The organism is Pseudomonas sp. ASL9 (assembly GCF_056680335.1).
On the sequence record NZ_CM155277.1, the window covers coordinates 4,025,332 to 4,051,635 of the forward strand.

Consider the following 26,304-nt stretch of genomic DNA (forward strand, 5'->3'; position numbering starts at 1 on the left):
TCCGAAGGAGGCTGCTGTGGGATTTGTACAATGTGCCGATGGTCAACTGCACTATCAACTTGATGGCCCGGAAGATGCTCCGGTACTGGTTTTGTCCAATTCGTTGGGCACCGACCTGCATATGTGGGACACCCAGTTGCCGACCTTCGGCAAATACTTCCGTGTCCTGCGCTACGACACCCGAGGACACGGTCGCTCGCTGGTGACGCCGGGCCCTTACAGCATCGAGCAATTGGGTCGGGATGTGCTGGCGTTGCTCGACGGATTGAATATTGAGCAAGTGCATTTCTGCGGGTTGTCCATGGGCGGACTGATTGGCCAATGGCTGGGCATTCATGCCAATGAGCGGCTGCACAAGCTGGTGCTGTGCAACACTGCGGCTAAAATCGGCGGTCCTGAGACCTGGGATCCGCGAATTGAAACCGTCCTGCGCGATGGCCCGGCGGCGATGGTCGCGCTGCGTGATGCGTCAATCGCGCGCTGGTTCACGCCTGAGTACGCCGCCGCCCACCCGGATCAGGCCAAGCGCATTACCGATATGCTCGCGGCAACCTCGCCTGGCGGTTATGCCGCCAACTGCGCAGCCGTACGCGACGCCGATTTCCGCGATCACCTGGGTTCGATCAGCGTGCCGACGCTGGTCATCTCCGGTACCCAGGACGCAGTGACGCCGCCAGCCGGCGGGCGTTTTATCCACGACCACGTCGAGGGCTCCGAGTACGAAGAAGTCCATGCGGCGCACCTGTCCAACGTAGAGGCCGGTGAGGTGTTTACCAGTCGGGTGTTGGCGTTTTTGTTGAGCTGAGATTGATCGAAATAAGAGGGTGCGTCAGTAACCCTGCCCGTGCAGGCTGTGTGAAAACTACTGCAGGCTGGGCGACTTCGGCGCTACGCACACAATACTGCGTTAAAAACAGGCTCGCGCGCGAGTCCGATCGGAATGCTCATTTACAACCCGTAGACTCGAGTGCGAGCCCAGTCCGCTTCCTCGCCTGTTTTTGCCTTGTCTTGCCTTCGCTCGCTACGTTTTCACACAGCCTGCGTGGGAACAGGCTTGCCTGTGAAGCGGACGACACGGTTTTGCTGATTCACATCCAATAAAAAACCCACCAGACGGTGGGTTTTTTTATGCAGCGCTGAAACTAGAACAGTCTGGTTTCAGGCACATCACCGGTCGCAGGCTTGGCCTGTCCGGTTTGTTCGTACCAACCGCCACCCAAGGCCTTGTACAGATTGACCTCGCTGGTCAGCTGCGAAAGGCGGTTGCTGATCAGTGCCTGCTGCGCGCTGAACAACGAGCGTTGGGCATCGAGGAAGGTCAGGTTACTGTCGATCCCGATCCGGTAGCGACGCTCGGCCAGGCGGTAGTAGTCCTGGTCGGCAGCGACCAGATCACGTTGGGCCTGGAGCTGATTGTTGAACGTTTGACGCGAGGCCAGGCCGTCGGAGACTTCCTGGAACGCGGTCTGGATGGCTTTCTCGTAGTTAGCGACGCCGATGTCTTTCTGGATTTTCGAGTAGTCCAGGCTGGCACGAAGGCTGCCCGCGTTGAAAATCGGCAGATTGATTTGCGGCTGGAACAACCAGGTACCGGACCCGCCTTTGAACAGCCCGGACAGGTCCGCGCTACCGGTGCCAGCACTGGCTGTCAGGCTGATGCTCGGGAAGAACGCGGCGCGTGCGGCGCCGATGTTGGCGTTGGCAGCCTTGAGCTGATGTTCCGCTTCAAGGATGTCCGGGCGCCGTTGTAGCAAGTCCGACGGCAAGCCCACTGGCATGTCTGCGAGCAGGTCGGCATTGAGTGGCTGACCCGCCGGCAGGTCGGCTGGCAGACCCGTGCCCAACAGTAGGGTCAGGCCGTTCAGGTCCTGAGCGACCAGGCGTTGGTACTGCGCCAGATTGACTCGGGCGCCTTCGACCGATGTACGCGACTGGGCCAGGTCGAGTGCCGAGGCCACGCCGACTTCGGCGCTGCGAGCGGTGAGCCTGTAGCTCTCTTCGAAGGCATGCAGCGTGTCTTGGGTCAGCTTGTACAGTTCTTTGTCGGCCTGCCAGGTCAGGTAAGCATTGGCGACACTGGCCACCAGGCTGATCTGCGTGCTGCGTCGGGCTTCCTCGCTGGAGAAGTAAGTCTCCAACGCTTGCTCGCTGAGGCTGTGAACGCGACCGAACAGGTCCAGCTCATAGGCGCTGACGCCCAGGGTGGCCGAATACTGACTGCTGATCACTGCTTTACCGGACTGCGACAGGTCAGCCGGAACCCGCTGACGGGTACTGCTGGCATTGGCCGAAACGGCCGGGTACAAATCGGCACGCTGAATACGGTATTGCGCGCGGAAGGCCTCGATGTTCAGCGCCGCGACGCGCAGGTCACGGTTGTTGACCAGCGCACTCTGGATCAGCTGTTGCAGGGCCGGGTCCTGAAAGAACTGGCGCCAGCCTTGCTCGGCAGCGGCGACGGCGGCCGATTCGGTTGGCGAGTAAGCCGGGCCTTGCGGCCATTGCGCTGGCACCGGCGCTGCTGGCTGGTTGTAATCGGGGATCAACGAGCAGCCACCAAGAATGAACGCGGTGATTGCCAGAGAGATCAGGGACTTGCTCATTGGCCAGCCTCATCGTGTGGAATTTCTGTCGGTTTGACCTTGCTTTTGAACAGCGAGGATATCGAAACGAAAAACAACGGCACCCAGAAAATCGCCAGCACCGTGGCTGTAATCATACCGCCGATTACCCCGGTACCGATTGAGTGTTGGCTGCCCGAGCCTGCACCCGTTGAAATCGCCAGCGGGACCACACCGAGGATGAATGCCATGGACGTCATCACGATTGGCCTTAACCGCATGCGGCAGGCTTCGATCGCCGCCTCCGTATAGGATTTCCCTTGCTCATGCAGCTCCTTGGCGAACTCAACGATCAGAATGGCATTTTTCGCCGACAGCCCAACCGTGACCAACAAGCCCACCTGGAAGAATACGTCGTTGGACAAGCCTCGCAGGCTGGTGGCAATCAACGCACCGATAACCCCCAAGGGCACCACCAGCATGACCGAGATCGGAATCGACCAGCTTTCATACAGGGCCGCCAGACAGAGGAACACCACCAGCAGCGACAGGGCGTACAGCGCGGGCGCCTGAGAGCCGGACAGGCGTTCTTCATAGGACAGACCGGTCCATGAATAACCGATACCGGCCGGTAGTTTCTTGGCGATGGCTTCGACTTCGTCCATGGCCTGGCCGGTGCTGTAGCCCGGTGCAGGTACACCCAGCACTTCTTCAGCTGTCACGCCGTTGTAACGCGACAGTTTCGGCGAGCCATACACCCACGTACCGCTGGCGAAGGAAGCGAACGGCACCATCTCGCCAGAAGCGTTGCGCACATACCACTTCTTCAAATCTTCAGGCGTCATCCGGCTACCGGCTTCACCCTGGACGTAGACCTTCTTGACTCGACCGCGGTCGATGAAGTCGTTGACGTAGCTGCCACCCAGCGCAATCGACAGTGTGGTGTTGATGTCCGACATCGTCACGCCCAAGGCGTTGGCGCGCTCGTCATCGATGACCAACTGATACTGCGGTTCATCGTTCAGACCATTGGGCCGTACACCCGCCAGAATCTTGCTTTGGGCGGCCAGACCGAGGAACTGATTACGCGCTTCCATCAGCTTGGCATGACCGAGTCCAGCCTGATCCTGCAGGTAAAAGTCAAAGCCTGTAGCGTTACCCAGTTCCAGTACCGAAGGCGGAACGACAGCGAATGACATCGAGTCCCGGAAGCTGAAGAAGTGTGCCTGGGCACGCTTGGCCAGCGCGAACACGCTGTTCTCTGCTGAACGCTCGTCCCATGGTTTGAGCAGGATGAAGGCCAGGCCGGAACTCTGACCGCGTCCGGCGAAGTTGAAGCCGTTAACGGTGAACACTGACTTGACCGCCGCACCTTCCGAGTCGAGCAGATAGGCGCGCATTTTGTCGAGAACGTCCTGAGTCCGTTCGGAGGAGGAGCCGGCCGGCGTCTGCACCTGGGCGAAGATCACACCCTGATCTTCCTCTGGCAGGAATGCGCTCGGGATGCGGGTGAACATAAAGACCATCCCGGCGAAAATCAGGGCGTAGCCCAGGAATGCCGGGATTTTGTGCTTGATCATGTTGCCCACGCCGCGTTCGTAACTCAGTACGCTACGGTCGAAGGTGCGGTTGAACCAACCGAAAAAACCACGTTTCGGTTGGCCATGTTTTTCGTGGTCGATCGGTTTGAGCAGGGTGGCGCACAATGCTGGAGTGAAGATCAGTGCAACCAGCACCGAGAGCGCCATGGCCGAAACAATGGTGATCGAGAACTGCCTGTAGATCACCCCGGTGGACCCGCCGAAGAACGCCATTGGTAGCAGAACCGCCGACAGTACCAGCGCAATACCGACCAGAGCTCCCTGAATCTGCCCCATGGATTTGCGTGTCGCGTCTCTGGGCGAGAGCTTCTCTTCGGCCATTACCCGCTCAACGTTCTCCACCACCACAATCGCATCGTCTACCAGCAAGCCGATGGCCAGCACCATGCCGAACATGGTCAGGGTGTTAATGGTGAACCCGGCGGCCGCGAGGATACCGAACGTACCGAGCAATACCACTGGCACCGTCATTGTGGTGATGATCGTGGCACGCAAGTTTTGCAAGAACAGGTACATCACCAGGAACACAAGGATGATGGCTTCTACTAGCGTATGGACTACGCCGGAAATCGATTCGGTGACCACTGGCGTGGTGTCATACGGGTACACCGCTTTCATGCCAGGCGGAAAGAAAGGTTCCAGCTGGGCAACGGTGGCGCGGATCGCTTTCGCGGTGTCCAGTGCGTTGGCGCCGGTGGCGAGTTTGATTGCAAGGCCGGAAGCCGGCTTACCGTTGAACTGAGCACTGACGCTATAGTTCTCGCCTCCCAGACCGACACTGGCGACATCTTTCAGTCGTACCTGAGAGCCATCAAGGTTGACCTTGAGCAGGATTTTTTCGAACTGTTCGGCAGTCTGTAGACGGGTTTTGCCGATGATAGTGGCGTTCAGCTGTTGGCCGGGAAGCGCGGGTAGACCGCCGATTTGGCCCGATGAAACCTGAACGTTCTGAGCTGCGATGGCGGTTTTAACGTCCACCGGGGTCAGCTGGAAGTTGTTCAGCTTGGCTGGATCAAGCCAGATACGCATGGCGTACTGGGCGCCGAAGACCTGGAAGTCACCCACACCGGACGTACGGGAGATAGGGTCCTGCATGTTCGACACAATGTAGTTGGCCAAGTCATCCTTGGTCATGCTGCCATCTTCGGACACCAGGCCGATAACCATCAGGAAGTTTTTCACCGCCTTGGTCACGCGAATACCTTGCTGCTGTACTTCTTGCGGCAACAGAGGTGTGGCCAGGTTCAGTTTGTTCTGGACCTGAACCTGCGCGATGTCCGGGCTGGTGCCCTGATTGAACGTCGCAGTGATGGTCATGCTGCCATCGGAGTCACTTTCCGAGCTGACATACCGCAGGTTGTCGATACCGTTGAGTTGCTGTTCGATGACCTGAACCACAGTGTCCTGCACGGTCTGTGCAGAAGCGCCTGGATAAGTCACCTGAATCGCGATGGCCGGTGGTGCAATGGCCGGGTATTGGTTGATCGGCAGCTTGAGAATCGAGAGGGCCCCGACCAACATGATGATCAGGGCAATTACCCAGGCAAAGATTGGACGGTCGATAAAAAATTTCGACATGAATTACTCCCCTTTACTGCTCGCGGCTTTTTCAGTTTCCGGTGCAGGTGCCGGGTTTGCTGCCTTGATGTTGGTCGCGTCGGCGACTTTCACTTCAGCGCCTGGTTTGACGTACTGCAGACCTTCGGTAATGACACGGTCACCCGCGTTCAGGCCGCTCTCGACCAGCCAGTCGTTGCCAACGGTGCGCGAGGCCACCAGGGTGCGCAGTTCGACCTTGTTGTCCTTGTTTACGATCAACGAGGTCGGCGTGCCTTTCAGGTCACGGGTCACGCCTTGTTGTGGAACCAGAATCGCTGCGTTGTTCACGCCTGACTGCAATTGAGCGTGCACGAACATGCCCGGCAGCAGTGTGTGAGCCGGGTTCGGGAACTTGGCGCGCAGGGTGACGGAGCCCGTGGTCTGGTCGACCGAGACTTCCGAGAACTCCAGTTTGCCGTCAAGCGGATAGGCACTGTTGTCTTCCAGTGTCAGTTTGACCTTGGCCGCGTTCTCTCCGACTTTTTGCAGTTGGCCGCCTTCCAGTTCATGGCGCAGCTTGAGCATGTCGGCCGAGGACTGAACAATATCGACGTAGATCGGGTCCAGTTGCTGAATCACTGCCATGGCGTTGGTCTGGGCGTTATTGACCAGCGCGCCTTCAGTGACGGCGGAGCGGCCGATACGACCGGAGATTGGAGCGAGCACTTTGGTGTAGCGCACGTTGATCTGAGCCGTCTGCAGGGCGGCCTGTGCTTCCAGGCTGGACGCTTGCGCCGTGTCGTATTCCTGACGGCTCACCGCGTGCTCATCGACCAATTGTTTATAGCGATCAGACAGCGATTTGGCCGACTGCAGGGTCGCCTTGGCACTGTTGGCCGTCGCCTCGTAGACAGCCGGGTCGATCTGATAAAGCTGATCGCCGGCCTTGACGTCACCGCCTTCAGTGAACAGACGTTTGAGAATGATGCCATTGACCTGAGGACGTACTTCAGCAATGCGGTACGCCGTGGTGCGCCCAGGCAGCTCGGTAGTCAGGGTAAAGGCTTGTGTTTGTAGAGTAACTACACCGACCTGAGGAGGGGGTGGGGCGGGCGCTGCTTCTTGCTTTTGGTTACACCCACTGAGCATCGATGCCAGGGCGACGGCAGTGACCAGAACGGTAACAGCTGGCTTGAATTGCATGAAGATCCTCGGGTCAGGAGCTTGAGTTGCTCAAGAAAGTGAAAAGGGTTTCGGCTAGATAAGTAGGATGCTAAGGAATATACTTACGTTCGCGGTTGTTTGTAAATACCCTGGCCTGCGACACTCCAGCACGGCAAGGCAAGATTGTAGGTCCGGGACAAGGCAATACAAAGGCCGCCCGGCACAGTGTCAGGCTGATTGAAATCATCAGGCTGACACATTTCGATTGAGGTTTTACTGCCATGGTCCGTCGTACCAAAGAGGAAGCTCAGGAAACCCGAAGCCAGATTCTGGAAGCAGCCGAGAAAGCTTTTTATGAGCGAGGCGTCGCCCGCACTACGCTGGCAGACATCGCTACGCTTGCGGGCGTTACTCGCGGAGCCATTTACTGGCACTTTAGCAACAAGGCCGATCTGGTTCAGGCGATGCTCGACAGCCTGCATGAGCCGCTCGATGAAATGGCCAAAGCCAGCGAAAGCGAAAACGAAGTAGACCCGCTGGGCTGCATGCGAAAATTGCTGATTCATTTGTTTCATCAAGTTGCATTGGACACTAAAACCCGTCGCATCAATGAAATTCTGTTTCATAAGTGCGAATTCACCGATGAAATGTGTGACATGCGGCGACAGCGTCAAGTTGCAGCCCTCGACTGCAATGACCGCATCGGGCTGGCCTTGAGCAACGCTGTACGTAAAGGCCAATTGCCTGCGGGTCTGAACACGGCACGCGCCTCGATCTGCCTGCATGCCTATATTGATGGCATCCTTGGGCAGTGGCTACTGATCCCGGATAGCTTTGCGCTTTGTAAAGAGGCCGAGCAACTGGTCGATACGGTCTTGGACATGCTTCGCTTGAGCCCCGCTTTACGTCATTGAGCGATGGCAGAAGTAGCGCTATCCAAATGAATATACCGGGATGGCGCTTGGCCTGTAGTTATATCTTCCTGCGCATCGTCTGGATAGTTAGTTTACTAAGTATTTACCTAGTGTTTTTTGCGAGCGTAGGTGAATGTGCATAACGTCCGGCTGCTTTTGGCGTCTGCTGCCAGGGGCGGCGAAAACGCTGAAAAAGTCGATATTTTGTAGGACATGAGTAGGACGCTTCTTGATATGCGTAGCTGATTTCCTAAAGTAATTTCCTCGTATTGCCCCTCTCTGAAAGACCCTTCAGTCTCTGCAGTCAGAAAACTTCAGATTGAGAGGACAGGGCATGTCAGAAATTATCTCTGATGACGTAAGCCTTTTGAGTCGGCTCAGGATTCAGGCTGCAAATATTGCGATCAACTCTGCAGAGGGCGATCCAATCGTTCGCCCGGGGCTGATCACCACGCTCTACTTCAGGCACGGCCACACACTGGAGACCAAGCGGCGGGTGGATGAGTGCTTTGTCTGGTTCCGTCAGCAGTTCAACGCCGAGCTCAAATGGCAGTTCTACAAACACTTGCGCAAAATGACACCCAGCAGCTTTGCCGGTTGTCGACGCAAGATTCTCGACAGTTCGCCTGACGAGCAATTTATCTGGTCGATTGGCAGTGGCACGCTGCAAGAAGTTGCCGAATATCAACTGTTTGTCATGAACACCCCCCAAAGTCAGGCCGATATTGATCGCTCCTGCCTGAAAATGGTCTTGCCGTTGTCGATTCTGCTTGAACCCGAAGGCGCTCAACGTTATGAGCGCTGGCTTAAATACCTGTGCGATCAGGTTTATGCCGAGCATGGTTATGGCGGTCTGGCGTGCGTTCTTCCTTATGAGGGCCATCACTACTTCCCATTGGAATACCAGCTGGCGCAGGAATACACCGGCCTGATGGTCGATCCCTTGCCCCATATAGAAAGCTTGCGCTTGCTTGATCACATCAAAGGGGTGAGTTGGTACACGATCATGGGAGGACGCTTCGTCACGCGGTTGGGCGGCAGTGATGTGTTGCGCCAGCAGCTCAGCCGTTGCAGCGATGTGGTTTTTCATGCCTATGACGACGGTTTGATTATCCGGGCTGGCGCCTTGCCGGAACTGGGCGGTCAGAGTGAGGCGCCGCCAGCGGCCTACATAGAAGTCAACAAGGTGCTCAAACCGGTTCGCGTGCAGGACACCGGTTGTCTGCACCCCTATCCAATACGCGGCGGGTTCAGCGAAGCGTCCACCGCGCTCTGGTATGCCCGCTTCGACGAAAAGCCCAAGCCCGCGCTGAGCGCGGGTGACCTCTGCAGCCATACAGGTTTCTGGTTCAGCAACGCCACGGCGCGCTCGCGACGACTGTTTACCCAAGGTGAAATCATGCCAACTTTCCCGCATATGAAAGCGGGGCGGGTTCAATGGTTTTGGGTGGAGGAGGCTGAGTGAGCGTGCGCTCGATGACCTCCAGGGCAGGATTCGTGCTCGATGAGTGTGCCTCGGGGGGGTTAACGAACACGGCGTTATCTCGATCAACCGTCTAAGCTCAGACGACACCGTAAAACCCTGGCCCGAAACCTGCGCCGCCGCCCCGCGATAACCTTGGGCGTGGCGACCTTCGAGGAATAACCATTGAATAAAATTTACTCGACCGCCGAATCAGCCCTGCAGGGCCTCGTCGAAGACGGCATGACCCTGGCGGTTGGCGGCTTTGGCCTGTGTGGTATTCCGGAAGCGTTGATTGCTGCGCTACGAGACAGCGGCAAGCGTGAATTGACTGTCATCAGCAACAACGCTGGCGTCGACGGTTTTGGCTTGGGCCAACTGCTCGCCACCCGGCAGATCCGCAAAATGATCTCGTCTTATGTGGGTGAGAATAAAGAGTTCGAGCGTCAGTACCTGGCGGGCGAACTGGAGCTGGAGTTCACCCCGCAAGGGACGTTGGCTGAAAAGCTGCGTGCTGGCGGCGCGGGCATTCCGGCGTTCTTCACCAAAACCGGTTACGGCACCCTGGTCGCCGAAGGCAAGGAAACCCGTGAGTTCGATGGCGAGTGGTTCGTGATGGAGCGTTCCCTGCGCGCCGACGTTGCGTTGGTCAAAGCGTGGAAGGCGGACACATCAGGCAATCTGGTGTTCAACAAGACCGCGCGCAACTTCAACCCGCTGGCGGCCATGGCCGCGAAAGTCTGCGTGGTCGAGGTCGAAGAAATCGTCGAACTTGGCGAGCTGGACCCGGATCAGATTCACCTGCCGGGCATTTATGTACAGCGTCTGGTACTCAATGCCACGCCTGAAAAACGTATCGAACAACGCACTGTGCGGAGCGCCTGATCATGGCTTGGACTCGTGAAGAAATGGCGCAGCGCGCCGCCCAGGAATTGCAGGACGGTTTTTACGTCAACCTCGGTATTGGCTTGCCCACCATGGTCGCCAACTACATTCCTGAAGGCATGGATGTTTGGTTGCAAAGTGAAAACGGCCTGCTCGGCATCGGTCCGTTCCCGCGTGACAATGAAGTCGACCCTGACCTGATCAACGCCGGTAAACAGACCATCACCACCTTGCCCGGCAGCAGTTTTTTCAACAGCGCGGACTCGTTCGCCATGATCCGTGGCGGTCATATCAACCTGTCGATTCTCGGTGCCATGCAGGTGTCTGAAAAAGGCGATCTGGCCAACTGGATGATCCCCGGCAAGATGGTCAAGGGCATGGGCGGTGCCATGGACCTGGTGGCGGGGGTTAAACGCGTTGTCGTGTTGATGGAACACACGGCCAAGGGCGGCACCCACAAACTGTTGGAGCACTGCGATCTGCCACTGACCGGGGTTGGGGTGGTCGACCGGATCATCACCGACCTGGCCGTACTGGATGTCACCGATACCGGTTTGAAACTGGTGGAGCTGGCCCCCGGCGTTAGCCTGGAAGCGCTTCAAGACGCCACCGGTTGCAAGGTGATTGCTCACTGACCGCCTCTGGCCGTTTCAGACGTCCCTGTCCTTGTCTGCGCGTCCGCGCAGCAGGTTATTGGGCATCGCCAATGCGGCGGCCAGACCGAACAGCGAAATCCCCGCGCTGACCATCAGCAAATGCCGGAATGTCAGTAGCAGCTCTTCACGCAAGTGTTGCTGCGCAGGTCCGCTGGCGGCATTCAGGCCGCCCATTAATACGTTGCCCGAACTGCCCTCGACGCCCATCGGTGCGCCGCTCAGCTGTGCGAGGCCGGATCGTTGCAGCATGGCTAGCAGCAACGCTGACATCAGCGCCACACCCACCGCGCCACCCAGCGAGCGGAACAGGTTGGTGGTGCTGGTGGCAACGCCCATGTCGTGCTGCGCGACTGAGTTTTGGGTGCCTACCAACGACGTGGGAAACTGCAGGCCGCTGGCAAAACCGGTCAGCACCATGAACACACTGGTGAGCAGCGCCGCTTGCGGAGGGGTATAGGCCATGCCCAGGACCGCGAAGGGCATCATCAGTGCACCGATGAGAATCAATGGTTTGTAGCGCCCGGTCATTGAGGTGCGACGGCCAGCGAAATACGCGCCCATGGGCATGCCGATTGCCAACGGCATCAGGTGCAGAGCTGCGCTGTCGGCACCGCCGCCGGTCACGGTCTGGAAGCGCAGGGGCACCAGCACGATCAGCGAGATGGCTTGAAAACTGGTGAAGAAAATCGTGCACCAGCACAGCACTGCGTTGCGATTGGCAAACAGGTGCATCGGCAGTAGGGGTTCGGGGGCACGACGCTCGTACCAAACGAACGTGATCAGTACCAGAAGCGCTATCCCGAGCAGCGCAAGTACCTGGCTGTCGCGCCAGTCATGGCCCTGGCCGATTTCAGTAATGCCCAGCAACAGGGCGCTCAGACCGACAATCATCAGCACCGTGCCGAGGTAGTCGATGATTGGCTTGCGTTGCGGAATAGGTAGCCCGATCAGCGTGCGGTGGGCGATCCACAAGGCGCTCAGGCCCAACGGCAGATTGATCAGAAACACCCAGCGCCACGACATGTATTGGGTCATGAAACCGCCCAGCACAGGCCCGGCCACGCTCGCCACCGCGTACATGCCGCTGAAGTAACCTTGATAGCGACCGCGTTCGCGAGGCGGGATGATGTCGCCAATGATCGCTTGGCTGACCGACACCATGCCGCCTGCGCCGATGCCCTGAAGGACCCGCGCCAGCACCAATTGCTCCATGTTTTGGGCCATGCCGCAGAACAGTGAGGCCAGGGTGAACATCCCCAGGCCAAACAGCATCAGGCGCCGTCGTCCATACAGATCGCCGAGCTTGCCATAAATCGGCACCGCCACCGTCAACGCCACCATATAGGCGGAGATCACCCAGGCGAGCAGGTCGAAGTCTTTGAATTGCGCAGAGATCGCCGGCATCGAGACCGCAACAATGGTCTGATCCAGCGCACTGAGGAAAACAGCCATCATCAGCGCGAATAACACGCCTCGGATCGCAGGTTTAGGTTGGTTGAGACTGGTCAAGGAGGTGCTCAACTAGCAGTGACCCCGCCGTAAATGTCGGCAGGACAAGGCTGGCCAGTTTAAACCGATAGCAGGCTACTCGATAGGGTCATATGGAACGTGAACGGGATGAAATGTGCGAATCAGGGGCAGAGGTGGTCATCCCATTCGGGCTCGGCCTGGAAACGTTCAGCGAGGAAATCCAACAGGCTGCGCAAGGTGGTGGGCATGTGCTTGCGGGAGGCGTACACCGCATACAGGGTCAGGTCCAAGGGTTGTGCTTCGGGTAATAGCCGGATCAGTTCACCGGTGCGCAGAAGCGGGGAGGCCAGGTAGGTCGGCAACATTGCCACGCCAGTCCCCGCCATGGTGGCGCGCATCAGGGCGGTGGCTTCGTTGCCGCTGATGTTGCCGTGGATAGGCACCGCCACCTGTTCGCCATCCTGCTTGAAATGCCACAGGCTTTTACCGAAATAGGAATGTGTCAGGCAGTTATGCTCGCTGAGGTCTTCCACCCGCAGCGGCACGGGATGTTCGCGCAAGTAACCCGGTGAAGCGCAGATTACCGAACGACAGACGGTCAGGCGCCGGGCAATCAGATTCGGGTCCAAGTCGTTGCTGGCTCGAATGGCCAGGTCGATGCGTTCATCGATCAGGTTCACCGTGCGGTCCAGGGACTGCATATCGATGCTCACGCCAGGGTGCAGTTTGACGAAGTCGCTGAGCGCATCGGCCATTTGCGCGTGACCGAAGGACGTGCTGACGCTGAGGCGCAAAGCCCCGCGCAGCGTATCGGCCGGAATGCTGACAGCGGCTTGCATATCGGCCGACAGCTCTAATAATTGTCGGCAGCGAGGCAGGGTTTCGTTGCCTGCGGCAGTCAGGCTCAGCTTGCGCGTGGTGCGGTGCATCAGGCGTGCGCCGATCCAGTCTTCCAGCTCAGCCAGATAGCGTGAAATCACGGGCCTCGACATGTCTAGATGGTCGGCCGCTGCCGACTGACTGCCCATGTCCACGACTGTGACAAACACCCGCATTGCGATTAAGCGATCCATGATTTGCCCGATTTCAGAAACAAACTATGTTCAAGCATCGCATTTTTTGTACTGAGTCGCGCAACTAAGCTCTGTTCATTGCCTAACCTTTGGAGAACTACCATGAGCAACATCGCAATTATCGGTGCCACCGGCCGTGCCGGAAGTCAGTTGTTAGAGGAAGCCCTGCGCCGTGGTCATAGCGTGACGGCTATTGCTCGGGACACGTCCTCTCTCGTCGGACGTGCGGGAGTGGTCTGCAAAGCTCTGGATGTCAGCGATGCCAAGGCTTACGCCGATGCAGTTGCTGGGCATGACGTGGTGATCAGTGCGACGCATTTTTCCAGTGTGTCGGCCAGTGCAACCATCGAACCGGTCAAGCAGGCTGGGGTTCCCCGTCTGCTGGTGGTAGGCGGCGCAGGCAGTCTGTTCGCCGCGCCCGGCCTGCGGGTGATCGATACGCCAAACTTCCCTGAAGAGTACAAAGCCGAAGCCGGCGCAGGGGTGACGTTTCTGGAGACGCTGCGACAGGAAAAGTTGCTGGACTGGACCTTTCTTTCGCCGTCGGCGGAGTTCTTCGAGGGCGAGCGTACGGGCTCATTCCGCTTGGGGAAGGACGATTTGCTGGTCAGTGCAGCCGGTAAAAGCTCGATCAGTTTTGCCGACTACGCCATCGCTATGCTTGATGAAGTTGAGCAACACGCACACCCGCGTCAGCGTTTTACAGTCGGTTATTGAGTTTTTTGTTGGAGGGAGCATCGGTGTGCCAGACATGCCGCCTTCGCGAATGAATTCGTTGCTATCAAACTGATTTTTAATCCTTTAAAAATAATGTGTTGGCGCTGGTCTTGATGTGTATATCCGGCATTTGAGTGTGCTGGAATTATGGTTCCGCTCTTACAGCGGGTCACCTTTTACAAACGCCGGAATGCCGGACCACTAAAAGGTACCCCAAAACGCTTGCCCCTCCATGCGGATCCTCGCCTAGGCTCGGATTTCCCTCGCTCCGGCGTTGCTCCGGGGGTCGCCGCAAGGGGCCGTCCCTGGCCCCGTGCGGCTAACTCGGCGTCCTGCCTCGTTACCCCCTGCGCAACGCCTGCGCTCGGCCTTCTGGAAAAGGGGCCTAGCCGTAATTCGATACTCAATTCACACTAAATCCCAAAGGCAGATCAAAATCTCTGTAGGAGCGAATTCATTCGCGAATGGCTTGACGGCGCCGTTAATCGGAACGTTCGGCCGCCTGGACGAGCAACCAATCGATCAGTTCGCGTAATTGTGGCGAGGGGTCGGAGCGTTCGGGATACACCAGGTAATAAGCGGCACCGGTGCGCACTTTGAGGTCGAAGGGCGCCACCAGCCGTCCGGCGCTGAGGTCTTCGCCGATCAGCGACCAATCGCCAATGGCGACCCCGGTTCCTTGGGCGGCGACCGACATGGCCAGGTCCAGCGTATCGAAATGCTGGCCCTTGCCGATATTGCTGACGGTGCCTCCGGCTGCTTTTAGCCAGCCTTCCCAATCGCGCTGATCGCGGGTCGGGTGCAGGAGCATGTGCTGCTCCAGATCCGCCAGGGTCTTGAGCTGAGTCGGTCCGGCCATGAGTTGCGGGGAGCAGACCGGCGTCAGTTGCTCATCGAATAAATGGTGTGCCGCCACCGAATTGGCCGGCGGTGCGCCATATACCACGGCGGCATCGAACTCTTCGCGGCGGAAGTCCACTGCATGCTGCACGGTGGTGGTCAACTCGACCGGCACATCCGGGCGCTCTTTCTGCCACTGCAACACACGCGGGAGCAGCCAGCGCATCATGCAGGTCGGGGCCTTGAGTCGCAGGGTTTCGCGTTTCGCACCGACGTGTTCGACCGCTTCGTCGATCAGCAAAAACACTTTCTGAATCCGTGGAAACAGCTCGCGCCCTTGGGCGGTCAGGCTCAGTCCGCGCGCCTGACGCTGGAACAACGTATAGCCCAGATGACTTTCCAGCCCAGAGATCTGCCGGCTCACCGCGCCTTGGGTGATGTGCAGCAGTTCTGCGGCCCGCGTGAAATTGCAGCACTGGGCTGTAATCAGAAAGGTATGCAGGGCAGGTAAGGGCGGCAGGCGTTTCATCGGGGCTCAGGTATGAATGGAGGACATGCCTAGCATGACATTTTTTGCGTTGTCACAGCTACGGCATGACGGTCCAATTAGACCTCATCTGTAGCGTGTCTGGCAGGCCTGAGTGCCGGGACAACGTGCAGTTCCCGAATAAAAGAAAGGCAGACGAACATGGCAACGTGCGGCGAAGTATTGGTCAAATTGCTCGAGGGCTACGGCGTCGAGCAAGTCTTCGGCATCCCGGGTGTGCACACCGTTGAGCTTTATCGCGGGCTCGCCAGCTCGTCGATCAACCATGTCACGCCGCGCCATGAGCAAGGCGCTGGCTTCATGGCCGACGGTTATGCACGCACCAGTGGCAAGCCGGGTGTGTGCTTCATCATCACCGGCCCCGGCATGACCAACATCACCACGGCCATGGGCCAGGCGTATGCCGACTCGATTCCGATGCTGGTGATTTCCAGTGTGCAGTCGCGCAGCCAGTTGGGCGGTGGGCGCGGCAAGTTGCATGAGCTGCCGTCGCAGAGCAATCTGGTCGCAGGCGTTGCTGCGTTTTCTCATACCTTGATGTCGGCGGCGGAATTGCCGGCCGTGTTGGCCCGCGCTTTTGCGTTGTTTCAGGCCGGTCGTCCGCGCCCGGTACACATCGAGATCCCCCTCGATGTACTGGTAGAAAACGCCGACGCGTTGCTCACCAGCGAACCTGTCAGCATCAGCCGTGCCGGTGCTGCGCCTGCGGCCATTGCACACATGGCCAGCTTGCTGGCAACGGCCAAACGGCCACTGATTCTGGCCGGTGGCGGCGCCATCGATGCCGCGCCTGCTTTGGCACGGCTTGCCGAACAGTTGGACGCCCCTGTAGCGCTAACCATCAATGCCAAGGGCATGTTGCCGTCGCGGCACCCGCTGTTGATTGGTTCAACCCAATCGCTGGTGGCGACGCGTGCGCTGGTGGCTGAGGCTGACGTGGTGTTGGCCATTGGCACCGAACTGGCCGAAACCGACTACGACATCACCTTCGCCGGTGGCTTCGAGATTCCCGGCGCGTTGCTGCGCATTGATATCGACCCCGATCAGACCGTGCGCAACTATGCGCCGCAGGTGGCGCTGGTCGCCGATGCCGACACTGCCGTGCAAGCTTTGTTGGTCGCGTTGTCTGCACAAGAACTGGCCCCTCGTCGCACCGACTGGGGCCACGTACGCGCATCTGCGTTGCGCGAAACCCTGGCAACCACCTGGGACGAAGCTACCCGCGGGCAGAGCGTCTTTTTGCAGACGGTGCTTGATGTGTTGCCCGATGCAGTGCTGGTCGGTGACTCGACTCAGCCGGTCTACACCGGCAATTTGACCCTCAATCTGGAGCAACCGCGTCGCTGGTTCAACTCATCGACCGGTTACGGCACCCTGGGTTATGCCTTGCCTGCCGCGATTGGCGCGTGGCTGGGTCGCGCCTCCGAGGCCAGCGCACGCGGTGCGGTGGTGTGCCTGATCGGCGACGGCGGTTTGCAATTCACTCTCTCGGAACTGGCCAGCGCCGTGGAAGCGCGCACGCCGATCATCGTCCTGTTGTGGAATAACCAGGGCTACGAGGAGATCAAAAAATACATGGTCAACCGCTCGATCGAGCCGGTGGGCGTCGACATCTATACCCCCGACTTTATCGGCGTTGCCAAAGCCCTGGGCTGTGAAGCAGAAGGGGTGGCTGGCGTCGAGGAACTGAAAGTGGCATTGCGAAAAGCGGGTGACCGCCAAGGCCCGACCTTGATCGAAATTGACCAGACAACCTGGATGAACGGGATGAAAGCATGCTGAACGCTCAAGCGAACCTGAATAACGCACCCCTTGCCGGTCTCTACATTGACGGTCAATGGCTGTCTGGCGGTGAGCAACTGACAGTGATCAACCCGGCCACCGAAGCGCCACTGGCGACGGTGGCTGGCGGCGATGCCACGGACGTCGAACACGCCGTGCAAGCAGCGCGTCTGGCATTCCCGGCCTGGTCACAGACCACGGGAGCGGCCAGGGGCGTGCTGTTGCGCAAGATCGTCAGCGGCGTGCAGGAACGACGCGAACGACTGATTGAGCTGCAATCGCGCAACAACGGTAAGCCGCTGTTTGAGGCGGCGATCGATGTCGATGATGTCATCGCCACATTCGACTATTACGCCAGCCTGGCCGAAGCGCTGGACGGGCAGCAAGACAGCACGCTGACATTGCCCAGCGAAGACTTCGCAGCACGTTTACGTCGTGAGCCGTGTGGCGTTGTCGGGTTGATCGTGCCGTGGAACTTCCCGATGGTCACCACCGCCTGGAAACTCGCCCCGGCCTTGGCTGCTGGCTGCTGCGTGGTATTGAAACCATCGGAAGTTACGCCGCTGCCGGAGCTGGAACTGGCGGACATTATCGCTCAAAGCGGTCTGCCAGCCGGGGTGTTCAACCTGGTCTGTGGGACCGGGCTGGCGGTCGGTGCGCCACTGGCGGCACACCTGAACGTTGCGAAAATATCGTTCACCGGCAGCAATGCGGTGGGTGTTCAGGTCATGCAGCGCGCCGCTGAAACGGTCAAGGGCGTGAGCCTGGAGCTGGGCGGCAAGTCCTCGCTGCTGGTGCTGGCCGATGCCGATCTGGATCTGGCGGTGGAGCTGGCCAGCGGTGGCGGATTCTTCAATGCCGGGCAGATGTGTTCAGCCACCAGTCGTGTGCTGGTGGCCGATGAGCTGGCCGATGCGTTCCTCGAAAAGCTCAAGGCGCGCGCCGAAGCCATCCGCGTGGCCGATCCCTTCGAGCCCGAGGTCGAGATGGGGGCGCTGGTCAATCAGGCGCAATACCAGCGGGTGCTCGGGCATATCGCACGGGGTGTGAGCGACGGCGCACGCCTGGTGTGCGGCGGCGGGCGGCCTGCGGATCTACCTCACGGATATTTTTTACAGCCCACAGTGTTCACTGATGTGCCCTTGGACAGTGCGTTATGGCGCGAAGAGATTTTCGGCCCGGTGCTGTGCGTGCGCCGTTTCGCTACGGAAGACGAGGCCATCGCGTTGGCGAATGACAGCGAGTTCGGTCTGGTGGCCAGCGTGGTCAGTCGCGACCCAGGCACTGCCGATCGTGTCGCCAACGCTCTGCAGGCCGGTCTGGTATGGATCAACGCGCCTCAGGTGATTTTTCCGCAGGCCGCGTGGGGCGGTTACAAGCAGAGCAGCATCGGTCGCGAGTTGGGACCGTGGGGCCTGCAGGCTTTTCAGGAAATCAAACACGTCATCCGCGCCGCCATTTAGCACCAAAGCGGCTCACGCATGCCTCCTGTCGAGGCATGCGTTTGACACATGGCTTCAATGACAATTTTTCGATTGTTGCGCCTCAAGCCCCGCCTCAGGATGAACGTGTCGAATCAGCTAGGGCCCCCGGAGCACGGGAGCTGTAGCCGGATCAACTGGCGCACTCAGCCTGAGGCGAAGCTGCGATCAACCCTCACATTTAGAAGAACAAAAGGAGTCCGTCATGGGCAAGCTTGATCTGAACAGAAGGCAATTCATCAAGACGGTGGGCGTTGCATCGGTCGCGGCTGCTGCGATGTCCATGCCCTTCATCCGGGCTAGTGCCAGTGACACCCGGTTCCAGGGTAAGACCCTGCGCTTGCTCACCTGGTCCGACGACACAGGCCTGGCGGCACTGCGCAATATCGCGGCCACTTTCGAAGCCAAAACCGGGGCCAAGGTCATCGCTGACCGTACCGGCAGTACCTCGGAGATGGTCGCCAAGCTCAAGGCCGGTGGTGATCGTCCGCAATACGACGTCATCACCCTCGCCGGTGTCGGTGCAGAGGGCCTGGCCGCCGCCGGTCTTCTGGAAAAACCAGACCTCAATCGCATCCCCAATCTGGTCGATGTGCCTGAAAAATACCGCACAGGCGCCAACGGTCACGGCATCGGTTATCTGCTCTGGTGCAACAGCCTGGTCTACAGCACCCGTACCGTGAAAGAAGCACCGGACAGCTACGCTGCACTGTGGGACCGGGACCTGGCACCGAATATTTTCCTGCCACCGCCAAACTGGACCGAGGCCATGGACCTGATCATCATCGCGGCCAAACTGGCCGGTGGCGATGAACACAACATTGAGCCCGGCTTCAAGAAACTGGCAGAGCTCAAGGACCGCGTAGTGACCCTGGGCGAGAACCCGAACCAGATTGCAGAACTGTTCCGTACAGGCTCGCTGGACATGGGCGGCCTGTACGCCCCTGCGTTCTTTCCGAAACAGATTCGCGATCCGGCCTACGGTCTGGGCGCTACCTTTGGGATGAAAGAAGGCTTCTACACCGACTTGATGCAGTCGGTCATGCCGAAAAATCGTCCAGGCGACACCGATCTGGCCTACGCCTTCATCAACCACTCTCTCGACCCACTGGTCCAGGGCAAGATGGCTGAAGACATCTTCAACGGCCCGGTCAACGCCAAGGCAATCATCTCGGCAGAAGCGCGCAAGAGCCCGTACATCCTCACGCCAGAGCAGATTGCCGACAAAGCGATCATGCACGACAACGCATTCCTGGCCACCGTTCATGATCAGTGGATCCGTCGATACACGGAAATCTTCTCTTCCTGAGTTGCGAGTCGCGGGCAAGCAAGCGCCTGCATGCTCCTGTAGGAGCGGGCTTGCCCGCGATGGCGGTGTCCAGACACACCGCCATGCTGAATCCATCTCCAACGAGATTATTGCCATGGAACACCCACCTCTGATCAGCTCGGCCGCCGTGCCTTCGGTACGCCGGGCTAAACCGATTTCCCCCACAGCACGCGCCTGGCTTTTTCTCTCGCCGTCGATGCTGTTTCTCGCCGTGCTGATTGCCGCCAGCTTGCTGGTATTGCGCATGAGTGTTGGCACCAAGGGCGCCGAATGGACCGGCTTCAGCCTTGCCAGCTATGCACAACTGGCTGAACCCTATTACCTGAAATCGTTGCTGTTGACCTTGCGCCTGGCGTTGTTCAGCGCGGTGATCGCTGTGGTGCTGGCGATCCCGGTGGGGTACACCATGTCGCGCTTGCAGTCGCCGCTGTTGCGTCGGGTGTTTCTCGCCGCTGTGCTCTTGCCGCTGCTGGTCAACCTGCTGCTGCAAAGCTATGGCTGGCTGGTGATCCTCGGCCCGGGCGGCATGCTCAATCAGGCGTTGATGGGGTTGGGCATCATCACCCGTCCGGTGATGATGCTCTACAACCAAAATGGCGTGCTGATGGGCCTGGTGCAAACGGCCTTCCCATTGGCGGTGTTGCCGATTGCCAGCGCCATGCGCGGGGTTTCGCGTAGCTACGAGGAAGCCGCCGCCACCTTGGGCGCCAGCCGTTTTCAAGTGTTTCGCCAAGTGGTGTTACCGATGAGCCTGCCCGGCATCATCACCGGCGCCACGCTGGTGTTTGCCTATAACGCCAGCAGTTTCGTCGTGCCGTTGCTCCTCGGCGGTCGGCGGGTGCCGATGCTGGCGGTGATGGTCCACGACCAGATCGCACCGTTGATGAACTGGCCTGCGGCCTCGGCTGCTGGCGTGGTGTTGATCATTACGACCCTGGCGATCATGACCCTCTCCGAATACATCACCGGCCGTCGTCGCCGTCTGCTGGAGGCTTCGCAATGAACAGCCCCTCGAAAAGCCGTTTACGCTTTCAACCGATCCTGCCCGGAGATACGGGCCGGTTCGCCGGCATTCTCTCCGGTTTCATTCTGTTGCTGGCCGTGCTGCCGATTCTGACCATGATTGTCATGTCGTTCAGTGGTGCCTCAAACCTGGACTTCCCGCCCAGCAGTTACAGCCTGCAGTGGTACAAGGCCGCCTGGAACACCTTTGTTTCTCCCGATGCCAGTGATGTGCTGAGCCTCGGCAAAGCCATGACCACCAGTCTGTGGGTCGCGTGCCTGACCATGGTCCTGGCGACCCTGGTCGCGGTGCCCGCGTCCTATGCCCTGACACGCTGCGAATTTCGCGGCAAGGGCGTGGCGCTGCAACTGATGTCACTGCCGTTGGTGTTCCCCATGGTGGTGCTCGGCCTGGCGTTGCTGCTGATATTCGACAGCCTGCCGTTCCAGATGAATACCTCGCGGCTGGTTATCGCGCACGTGATTCTGGCGCTGCCGTTCGTGGTGAAAAACTGCACCGCGGCGATGATGTCCATCGGCAGCGAAGTCGAGGAGGCCGCGCAAATGCTCGGCGCCTCACCGTTGCGGGCCATTTTCGACGTGGTCGTACCGTTGATGAAATCGGGGATTCTCGCCGGGATGTTGCTGGCCTTTATCGTCTCGTTCAACGAGTTCACCGTGACCTACTTTCTGTACAACATCGACGTGATGACCGTGCCAATCTGGATGTACAGCCGCACCGTGTCATCGCTGGACCCCACCGTCTTTTCGTTTGCCGTGCTGATCGTGCTGATCGACTTCGTCCTGATTTGGGCGTTGGAGAAGCTGGTCGGTGAAGGTGGCGTTTCGTTCTAATTTTTTGAGGTTTAGGTAAATGACCGGATTAATCCTGGAAAACGTCGAGAAATTCTACGGCTCGGCCTGTGCGGTAACGGACGTCAATCTGCACCTACCTGAAGGCAAACTGGTGTGTTTTCTCGGCCCTTCGGGCTGCGGCAAGACCACCTTGTTACGCATGATCGCTGGCCTGGAAACCTTGAGCAGCGGCGAGATTCGTCTTGATGGCGAGGACGTGAGCCATACCCCGGCGCACCAGCGCAATTTCGGCATGGTGTTCCAGTCGCTGGCGCTGTTCCCGCACATGACGGTCGGGGAAAATATCGCGTACCCGTTGAAGCTGCGTGGCGTGAGCAAGGCCGATCAGCAAGCGCGGGTCAAAGAGTTGCTCGAGTTGATCCAGTTACAGCAAATGGTTGATCGTCCGGTGGCCAAGCTCTCGGGCGGTCAGCGTCAGCGCGTGGCTATTGCGCGGGCGATTGCATCACACCCCAAGCTTCTGCTGCTGGATGAGCCTTTGTCGGCACTCGATGCCAAGCTCCGCGAGTCGATGCAGGTGGAGATCCGCCAACTGCAACAACGGCTGAACATCACCACTATTCTGGTGACTCACGATCAGCGCGAAGCCATGACCATGGCCGACATCGTGGTGGTGCTGGGGCAGAATCGTGTGCAGCAGGTCGGCACGCCGATTGAGATCTATCGCAACCCGGCCAACGAGTTCGTCGCCGACTTTATCGGCTCGGGTAATATTTTCCCTGCGACCGCGCTGGGCAACGGGCGCGTCGGATTGCCCGGCGGTGAGGCGCTGGACGTGCCGATTTGCGCGAGCATTGAAGCCGGCGCCAGGATCAAGATGCTGGTGCGCCCGGAGGATCTGCAACTGTCGTCGCCACTGCCGACCGCTGGCAACCGTCTGTTGGGCACCGTGACCTTCGTTCGCGATATCGGCGCGACCATTGAAACCACCATCGATTGCGCCGGTGTTTCGCTCACCGCGTTGAGTACGCCGTGCCAGGGCTTCGGTCTGAGCATTGGTAATCCGGTGTCGATCACCATTCCTTCCGAGGCCTGCCGGGTACTGACCGCCTGAATGTGAATGACTGACCTCTGGCGGTGCGTTAAACGCGCTTGCGCAGCCGAGCCAGGTCGCGCAAGGGCGGTGCGCCGAACAGACGGCTGTATTCGCGACTGAACTGCGAAGGGCTTTCATAGCCAACCCGATAACCGGCTGCCGAGGCGTCCAGCCCGTCAGCCAGCATCAACCGACGGGCCTCCTGCAACCGTAGCTGCTTTTGGTACTGCAAGGGGCTCATGGCCGTTACCGATTTGAAGCGATGGTGCAGCGTCGACACGCTGAGATTTACTTCGCGCGCCAGATCTTCGATGCGCAAGGGCTGCTCGTAGTTGCTGTTGAGCCATTTGATCGCCTGCGTGACGCGATGCGTCTGGCTATTGGATATCGCGATTTCATACAGCCGATAACCCTGCTGACTACGTAACAGGCGGTAAAGGATCTCGCGCTGAATCAGCGGCGCGAGCATGGCGATGTCTTTCGGGGTGGACAGCAAGCGTGTCAGACGCAGCACTGCATCGAGCAGTTGCGAATCAATGCGCTCTATATACAACCCGCGTCCAGTCGGGCGGGTCGGGACGCTCATGGGGCCGGCTTCAGCGATCAGGGCATTGATTTGCGCGGGGTCGATGTCCAGGCGCAGCGCCAGGTTCGGGTGCTCCGGCGTGGCATGCTGAATACAGCCACTGATCGGCATTGCCACCGAGACCACCAGATAATTCAGCGGGTCATAGGTGTAGTTTTCCTCACCCAGGCGCACGTCCTTGCTGCCTTGGGCGAGGATGCACAGGGCCGGCTGCACCAGGGTCGGAAACGATTGGATCGGATGATCGTGGCAAACCATGTGCAGCGGTGCGATGGCGGTGGTGAAAATGCCATCTTCAGGCGCAAAGCGTCGAATGATATCGGTCAACTCGGCACGCTGCTTTTCCATATCATCGTCCAACGGAACGCTGGGGGGCTCACGCTGCAACATGCCTCTACTCCTCTGAAGGTTCACCGATGAGCACAGCCTATTTTTGTGCAAACAAAAGTGCTACCTGGATTCTGCTCAATGCTTGCCTGATTCTGTCGTCGCGTGCACAGAGAGGTAGCAACTCACCCTTATCCAGGCCCGAACTTGCTTGATGCTACGGTGTTCGGCAGGTACGAATTTTCCGCGCTTAGCGTCAGGTGCAATGGGGAGCAAACACTCTGGCGCAGTAATAGGCAATAACCGGGCAGAAACCGGCTAACGGCAAACTCCCCACGGGCTTAATCTCTGCTGCTGTAGCGAGCCGCGCCGTGCCCCTTATAAAACTGTCCACCTCAGGAGTGCAGACCATGCCCAATCCAAGCCCTGTGAGCCACCTTGCCTTTGCCCGCGCCAGAACCGGGTGCAGTGCACACTTGGGCGTGCGACTGAGTAGCCTGATCGACCCTGCGCTGAAGGCCCCGGGCTGCCTGCACTTTGCGTTACAGCAATCAATGTGCGACTCGGATTTGTGGTTGGTGTCTGGCCTGTGGTCCAGCGAGCAGGCAATGAACGCTTATTTCTCTACACCGGAATTAAGCGTTTTTGCTGACGTGGTCCAGGAACTGGTGGTCAGCAGTCTGGATTTCCATACCTTTGCCACCGTTAGCGTGGCGCAGGCTAATCAGATGATCGTGCCCCTGCACGGTGTGGGTTCGACCATCGCGCTGCGGCCCGGCCTGCAAACAGTTTAGAATTGCCGCGTTTTCATCAACAGGCAGGATAAGCGGCATGGCACGTAAAGAGTTCAAAGACGTCGAAGCGGTTTCCGCAGTCATGCCCGGTGAGGGCGGTTACGATGCGGCGATTGCCGTTAAAGCCCATGGCGCGGGTGGCGCGCCACGTTTTCATCGTGTGCTGGACGGGCAAAAATTCAAAACTGCGCATGAAGCCGACCAGGCCGCGACCAACGTATTGGCCCTTCTGGTCGATGTCGATGCGGACGGTGAGTTGGTGTTTTTAGCCGGTTTAAACGGTGGGCCGGTACATCTTGAACAGTGACTCCGGGCTCAGCTGAAAGTAATCGGCCGGGCCGCCGCCGCGCAAAATAGGCGCTGCGGCTGCGGTGTCGTAGAGGCCATCTTTCAACAGCGACTTGGCAATATACACCGCCACCACTTCGCCAAGAATCAGCCAGCTCGACACCAATTCCTTGTCCGCGCGCTGCAATTGCACGATCTGCGTGACCTTGCATTCGAACGATACCGGCGTCTCCAGCACGCGTGGCACCTTGATGATGCGCGATGCTACTGGGGTCAGGTTCGCTAGCTCGAACTCATCGACCCCCGGCGCGACGGCTGCGCAGCTTTTATTCATTGCTTCGGCCAGTGGACGGGTCGCCAGATTCCAGGCGAATTCGCCGGTCTGTTCGATGTTGTTCAGGCTGTCCTTACGACCGACACTGCAAAAGCCGATGATCGGCGGAATGTAGTTGAAGGCGTTGAAGAAACTGTAAGGCGCCAGATTCAGATTGCCCTGAGCGTCCTGGGACGAAATCCAGCCGATAGGACGCGGGCCGACGATGGCATTGAACGGGTCATGGGGCAGGCGATGCCCTTGGGAAGGCTCGTAGAAATGGATATCGTCTGGCATGGCGGGATTCCTGATGACAACAGCTGCTTCTGGGAAGGCTGTCATAGTGCAAGGCATCGACCAGCGTTTCCAGACTTTCATGCCGCGCAAAATTAAGCCCGGCATAAGCCGGGCTGGAAGGAGCAGTGTGAGCTGTTAGCTCACACGGTTTGCACCGACGTGATCAGCGCCATCAGCGGCGACACGGTTTGCACCAACGTGGTCAGCACCATCAGCGGCGACACGGTTTGCGCCGACGTGGTCAGCGCCATCAGCGGCGACACGGTTTGCACCGACGTGATCAGCGCCATCAGCGGCTACGCGGTTTGCACCGACGTGGTCAGCGCCATCAGCGGCGACACGGTTTGCACCGACGTGATCAGCGCCATCAGCAGCAACATGAGTAGCGCTGGTGTGAGCCGAACCGTTTTCTGCAAAAGCGGGAAGGGCGAACGTGCTGCTGGCCAATACTGAGAACGCCAGGCCGAAGATAAGTTTTGAAGTTTTCATGATAGTTGATCCGCAAGGTATTTGGGGTGTTAAGTTGCTATGAGGTGAATTTTACGCCGCTCGGTTTCATTAAAAAGTCATTAAGGATGCTAACGACTATCGTTGAAATTGATAGTACAAAAAACAAAGTAAAATCATTAGGTTGCGGCGGTAATTGACGTTGGGTTCGGGGGAAAAAGATGCACTTTATACCCGCCTTGTCGGTGACGTTAGCCACGAAGTTGGCGCATTAGAGTGAGAAGTAGAATTATTATTCTGGTGAGGTGAAGTACGC

23 protein-coding genes are annotated in these 26,304 nt (G+C 58.7%); 14 read left to right on the top strand and 9 right to left on the bottom strand.

The window, feature by feature from the left end:
- The first annotated feature begins 16 nt into the window (after window positions 1-16).
- Window positions 17-805 (top strand): 3-oxoadipate enol-lactonase, encoded by a 789-nt coding sequence (gene pcaD, locus AC1ME2_RS18655; RefSeq protein ID WP_480435803.1) that lies wholly within the window; start codon window positions 17-19, stop codon window positions 803-805.
- Window positions 806-1,142: 337 nt separating this feature from the next.
- Here the strand turns inward: pcaD and adeC are convergent, their stop codons facing one another.
- Genes adeC through AC1ME2_RS18670 form a run of 3 tightly spaced genes read right to left on the bottom strand, consistent with a single transcriptional unit; the run spans window position 1,143 to window position 6,904 of the window.
- Window positions 1,143-2,603 (bottom strand): AdeC/AdeK/OprM family multidrug efflux complex outer membrane factor, encoded by a 1,461-nt coding sequence (gene adeC / locus AC1ME2_RS18660; RefSeq protein WP_480435805.1) that lies wholly within the window; start codon window positions 2,601-2,603, stop codon window positions 1,143-1,145.
- A complete protein-coding gene (locus AC1ME2_RS18665; protein ID WP_480435807.1) occupies window positions 2,600-5,740 on the bottom strand; it encodes an efflux RND transporter permease subunit in 3,141 nt (1,046 codons plus the stop codon). The genes adeC and AC1ME2_RS18665 overlap by 4 nt, the downstream gene beginning before the upstream one ends.
- Before the next feature lie 3 nt (window positions 5,741-5,743).
- Complete coding sequence (locus AC1ME2_RS18670) at window positions 5,744-6,904, bottom strand: efflux RND transporter periplasmic adaptor subunit (RefSeq protein WP_480435808.1); 1,161 nt, start codon at window positions 6,902-6,904, stop codon at window positions 5,744-5,746.
- A 242-nt stretch (window positions 6,905-7,146) separates the two neighbouring features.
- On the opposite strand from AC1ME2_RS18670, the gene AC1ME2_RS18675 reads away from it, so the two are divergent.
- From AC1ME2_RS18675 to AC1ME2_RS18690, 4 genes are all read left to right on the top strand, one after another.
- Window positions 7,147-7,779 (top strand): TetR family transcriptional regulator, encoded by a 633-nt coding sequence (locus AC1ME2_RS18675; protein ID WP_480435810.1) that lies wholly within the window; start codon window positions 7,147-7,149, stop codon window positions 7,777-7,779.
- 334 nt (window positions 7,780-8,113) lie between these two features.
- On the top strand, window positions 8,114-9,244 hold the full coding sequence (locus tag AC1ME2_RS18680) for a DUF3396 domain-containing protein (RefSeq protein ID WP_480435811.1): 1,131 nt from the start codon (window positions 8,114-8,116) through the stop codon (window positions 9,242-9,244).
- Between the two features lie 183 nt (window positions 9,245-9,427).
- A complete protein-coding gene (locus AC1ME2_RS18685; RefSeq protein ID WP_480435812.1) occupies window positions 9,428-10,126 on the top strand; it encodes a CoA transferase subunit A in 699 nt (232 codons plus the stop codon).
- Between the two features lie 2 nt (window positions 10,127-10,128).
- Window positions 10,129-10,761: a CoA transferase subunit B gene (locus AC1ME2_RS18690; protein WP_480435813.1), complete on the top strand. Its 633-nt coding sequence runs from the start codon at window positions 10,129-10,131 to the stop codon at window positions 10,759-10,761.
- 15 nt (window positions 10,762-10,776) lie between these two features.
- On the opposite strand, the gene AC1ME2_RS18695 is transcribed toward AC1ME2_RS18690, so the two are convergent.
- Together AC1ME2_RS18695 and AC1ME2_RS18700 are read right to left on the bottom strand one after the other, a co-directional pair.
- Window positions 10,777-12,291, bottom strand: a complete 1,515-nt coding sequence (locus AC1ME2_RS18695) for an MDR family MFS transporter (RefSeq protein ID WP_480435815.1) — start codon at window positions 12,289-12,291, stop codon at window positions 10,777-10,779.
- 122 nt (window positions 12,292-12,413) lie between these two features.
- Complete coding sequence (locus tag AC1ME2_RS18700; RefSeq protein WP_480435816.1) at window positions 12,414-13,325, bottom strand: LysR family transcriptional regulator; 912 nt, start codon at window positions 13,323-13,325, stop codon at window positions 12,414-12,416.
- Between the two features lie 102 nt (window positions 13,326-13,427).
- Here AC1ME2_RS18700 and AC1ME2_RS18705 point away from each other — a divergent pair, with 102 nt between their 5' ends.
- Window positions 13,428-14,042: an NAD(P)-dependent oxidoreductase gene (locus tag AC1ME2_RS18705; RefSeq protein ID WP_480435817.1), complete on the top strand. Its 615-nt coding sequence runs from the start codon at window positions 13,428-13,430 to the stop codon at window positions 14,040-14,042.
- A gap of 481 nt (window positions 14,043-14,523) precedes the next feature.
- Here the strand turns inward: AC1ME2_RS18705 and AC1ME2_RS18710 are convergent, their stop codons facing one another.
- A complete protein-coding gene (locus AC1ME2_RS18710; protein ID WP_480435818.1) occupies window positions 14,524-15,411 on the bottom strand; it encodes a LysR substrate-binding domain-containing protein in 888 nt (295 codons plus the stop codon).
- A gap of 159 nt (window positions 15,412-15,570) precedes the next feature.
- Between AC1ME2_RS18710 and AC1ME2_RS18715 the strand changes: the two genes are divergently transcribed.
- The 6 genes from AC1ME2_RS18715 to AC1ME2_RS18740 all read left to right on the top strand — a co-directional run bounded on the left by AC1ME2_RS18715 (window position 15,571) and on the right by AC1ME2_RS18740 (window position 22,954).
- The gene (locus AC1ME2_RS18715) at window positions 15,571-17,211 is read left to right on the top strand and encodes a 5-guanidino-2-oxopentanoate decarboxylase (RefSeq protein ID WP_480435820.1); all 1,641 of its coding nucleotides are present in this window, start codon (window positions 15,571-15,573) and stop codon (window positions 17,209-17,211) included.
- Window positions 17,205-18,674: an aldehyde dehydrogenase family protein gene (locus AC1ME2_RS18720; RefSeq protein ID WP_480435822.1), complete on the top strand. Its 1,470-nt coding sequence runs from the start codon at window positions 17,205-17,207 to the stop codon at window positions 18,672-18,674. Before AC1ME2_RS18715 ends, AC1ME2_RS18720 begins: the two co-directional genes overlap by 7 nt.
- A gap of 223 nt (window positions 18,675-18,897) precedes the next feature.
- The gene (locus tag AC1ME2_RS18725; protein ID WP_480435824.1) at window positions 18,898-20,001 is read left to right on the top strand and encodes an ABC transporter substrate-binding protein; all 1,104 of its coding nucleotides are present in this window, start codon (window positions 18,898-18,900) and stop codon (window positions 19,999-20,001) included.
- Window positions 20,002-20,116: 115 nt separating this feature from the next.
- Window positions 20,117-21,025 carry an ABC transporter permease gene (locus tag AC1ME2_RS18730; protein WP_480435825.1) on the top strand — a complete coding sequence of 303 codons (909 nt, stop codon included), beginning with the start codon at window positions 20,117-20,119 and terminating at the stop codon, window positions 21,023-21,025.
- Complete coding sequence (locus tag AC1ME2_RS18735; RefSeq protein WP_480435826.1) at window positions 21,022-21,879, top strand: ABC transporter permease; 858 nt, start codon at window positions 21,022-21,024, stop codon at window positions 21,877-21,879. Before AC1ME2_RS18730 ends, AC1ME2_RS18735 begins: the two co-directional genes overlap by 4 nt.
- 19 nt (window positions 21,880-21,898) lie before the next feature.
- Window positions 21,899-22,954: an ABC transporter ATP-binding protein gene (locus tag AC1ME2_RS18740; RefSeq protein WP_480435827.1), complete on the top strand. Its 1,056-nt coding sequence runs from the start codon at window positions 21,899-21,901 to the stop codon at window positions 22,952-22,954.
- 28 nt (window positions 22,955-22,982) lie between these two features.
- Here the strand turns inward: AC1ME2_RS18740 and AC1ME2_RS18745 are convergent, their stop codons facing one another.
- Entirely contained in the window at window positions 22,983-23,912 is a 930-nt protein-coding gene (locus AC1ME2_RS18745) for an AraC family transcriptional regulator (RefSeq protein WP_480435829.1), read from the bottom strand.
- A gap of 347 nt (window positions 23,913-24,259) precedes the next feature.
- On the opposite strand from AC1ME2_RS18745, the gene AC1ME2_RS18750 reads away from it, so the two are divergent.
- The gene (locus tag AC1ME2_RS18750) at window positions 24,260-24,643 is read left to right on the top strand and encodes a putative quinol monooxygenase (RefSeq protein ID WP_480435830.1); all 384 of its coding nucleotides are present in this window, start codon (window positions 24,260-24,262) and stop codon (window positions 24,641-24,643) included.
- Window positions 24,644-24,680: 37 nt separating this feature from the next.
- Window positions 24,681-24,950, top strand: coding sequence for a hypothetical protein (locus tag AC1ME2_RS18755; protein WP_480435831.1), 270 nt, complete (start codon window positions 24,681-24,683; stop codon window positions 24,948-24,950).
- Here the strand turns inward: AC1ME2_RS18755 and AC1ME2_RS18760 are convergent.
- Both AC1ME2_RS18760 and AC1ME2_RS18765 read right to left on the bottom strand, forming a co-directional pair.
- On the bottom strand, window positions 24,918-25,541 hold the full coding sequence (locus AC1ME2_RS18760; protein ID WP_480435833.1) for a flavin reductase family protein: 624 nt from the start codon (window positions 25,539-25,541) through the stop codon (window positions 24,918-24,920). The genes AC1ME2_RS18755 and AC1ME2_RS18760 overlap by 33 nt on opposite strands.
- Window positions 25,542-25,676: 135 nt before the next feature.
- Window positions 25,677-26,030 (bottom strand): hypothetical protein, encoded by a 354-nt coding sequence (locus tag AC1ME2_RS18765; protein ID WP_480435834.1) that lies wholly within the window; start codon window positions 26,028-26,030, stop codon window positions 25,677-25,679.
- Window positions 26,031-26,304: the final 274 nt, after the last annotated feature.

Excerpts from the sequence above, each read along its gene's own strand:
- AC1ME2_RS18730 (WP_480435825.1), top strand. The coding sequence starts at position 20,117 with ATGGAACACCCACCTCTGATCAGCTCGGCCGCCGTGCCTTCGGTACGC.
- AC1ME2_RS18760 (WP_480435833.1), bottom strand. The coding sequence starts at position 25,541 with ATGCCAGACGATATCCATTTCTACGAGCCTTCCCAAGGGCATCGCCTG.
- AC1ME2_RS18680 (WP_480435811.1), top strand. The coding sequence starts at position 8,114 with ATGTCAGAAATTATCTCTGATGACGTAAGCCTTTTGAGTCGGCTCAGG.
- AC1ME2_RS18745 (WP_480435829.1), bottom strand. The coding sequence starts at position 23,912 with ATGTTGCAGCGTGAGCCCCCCAGCGTTCCGTTGGACGATGATATGGAA.
- AC1ME2_RS18705 (WP_480435817.1), top strand. The coding sequence starts at position 13,428 with ATGAGCAACATCGCAATTATCGGTGCCACCGGCCGTGCCGGAAGTCAG.
- adeC (WP_480435805.1), bottom strand. The coding sequence starts at position 2,603 with ATGAGCAAGTCCCTGATCTCTCTGGCAATCACCGCGTTCATTCTTGGT.
- AC1ME2_RS18690 (WP_480435813.1), top strand. The coding sequence starts at position 10,129 with ATGGCTTGGACTCGTGAAGAAATGGCGCAGCGCGCCGCCCAGGAATTG.
- AC1ME2_RS18765 (WP_480435834.1), bottom strand. The coding sequence starts at position 26,030 with ATGAAAACTTCAAAACTTATCTTCGGCCTGGCGTTCTCAGTATTGGCC.
- AC1ME2_RS18715 (WP_480435820.1), top strand. The coding sequence starts at position 15,571 with ATGGCAACGTGCGGCGAAGTATTGGTCAAATTGCTCGAGGGCTACGGC.
- AC1ME2_RS18720 (WP_480435822.1), top strand. The coding sequence starts at position 17,205 with ATGCTGAACGCTCAAGCGAACCTGAATAACGCACCCCTTGCCGGTCTC.
- AC1ME2_RS18700 (WP_480435816.1), bottom strand. The coding sequence starts at position 13,325 with ATGGATCGCTTAATCGCAATGCGGGTGTTTGTCACAGTCGTGGACATG.
- AC1ME2_RS18665 (WP_480435807.1), bottom strand. The coding sequence starts at position 5,740 with ATGTCGAAATTTTTTATCGACCGTCCAATCTTTGCCTGGGTAATTGCC.
- AC1ME2_RS18750 (WP_480435830.1), top strand. The coding sequence starts at position 24,260 with ATGCCCAATCCAAGCCCTGTGAGCCACCTTGCCTTTGCCCGCGCCAGA.
- AC1ME2_RS18710 (WP_480435818.1), bottom strand. The coding sequence starts at position 15,411 with ATGAAACGCCTGCCGCCCTTACCTGCCCTGCATACCTTTCTGATTACA.
- AC1ME2_RS18740 (WP_480435827.1), top strand. The coding sequence starts at position 21,899 with ATGACCGGATTAATCCTGGAAAACGTCGAGAAATTCTACGGCTCGGCC.
- AC1ME2_RS18755 (WP_480435831.1), top strand. The coding sequence starts at position 24,681 with ATGGCACGTAAAGAGTTCAAAGACGTCGAAGCGGTTTCCGCAGTCATG.
- AC1ME2_RS18735 (WP_480435826.1), top strand. The coding sequence starts at position 21,022 with ATGAACAGCCCCTCGAAAAGCCGTTTACGCTTTCAACCGATCCTGCCC.
- AC1ME2_RS18725 (WP_480435824.1), top strand. The coding sequence starts at position 18,898 with ATGGGCAAGCTTGATCTGAACAGAAGGCAATTCATCAAGACGGTGGGC.
- AC1ME2_RS18670 (WP_480435808.1), bottom strand. The coding sequence starts at position 6,904 with ATGCAATTCAAGCCAGCTGTTACCGTTCTGGTCACTGCCGTCGCCCTG.
- AC1ME2_RS18675 (WP_480435810.1), top strand. The coding sequence starts at position 7,147 with ATGGTCCGTCGTACCAAAGAGGAAGCTCAGGAAACCCGAAGCCAGATT.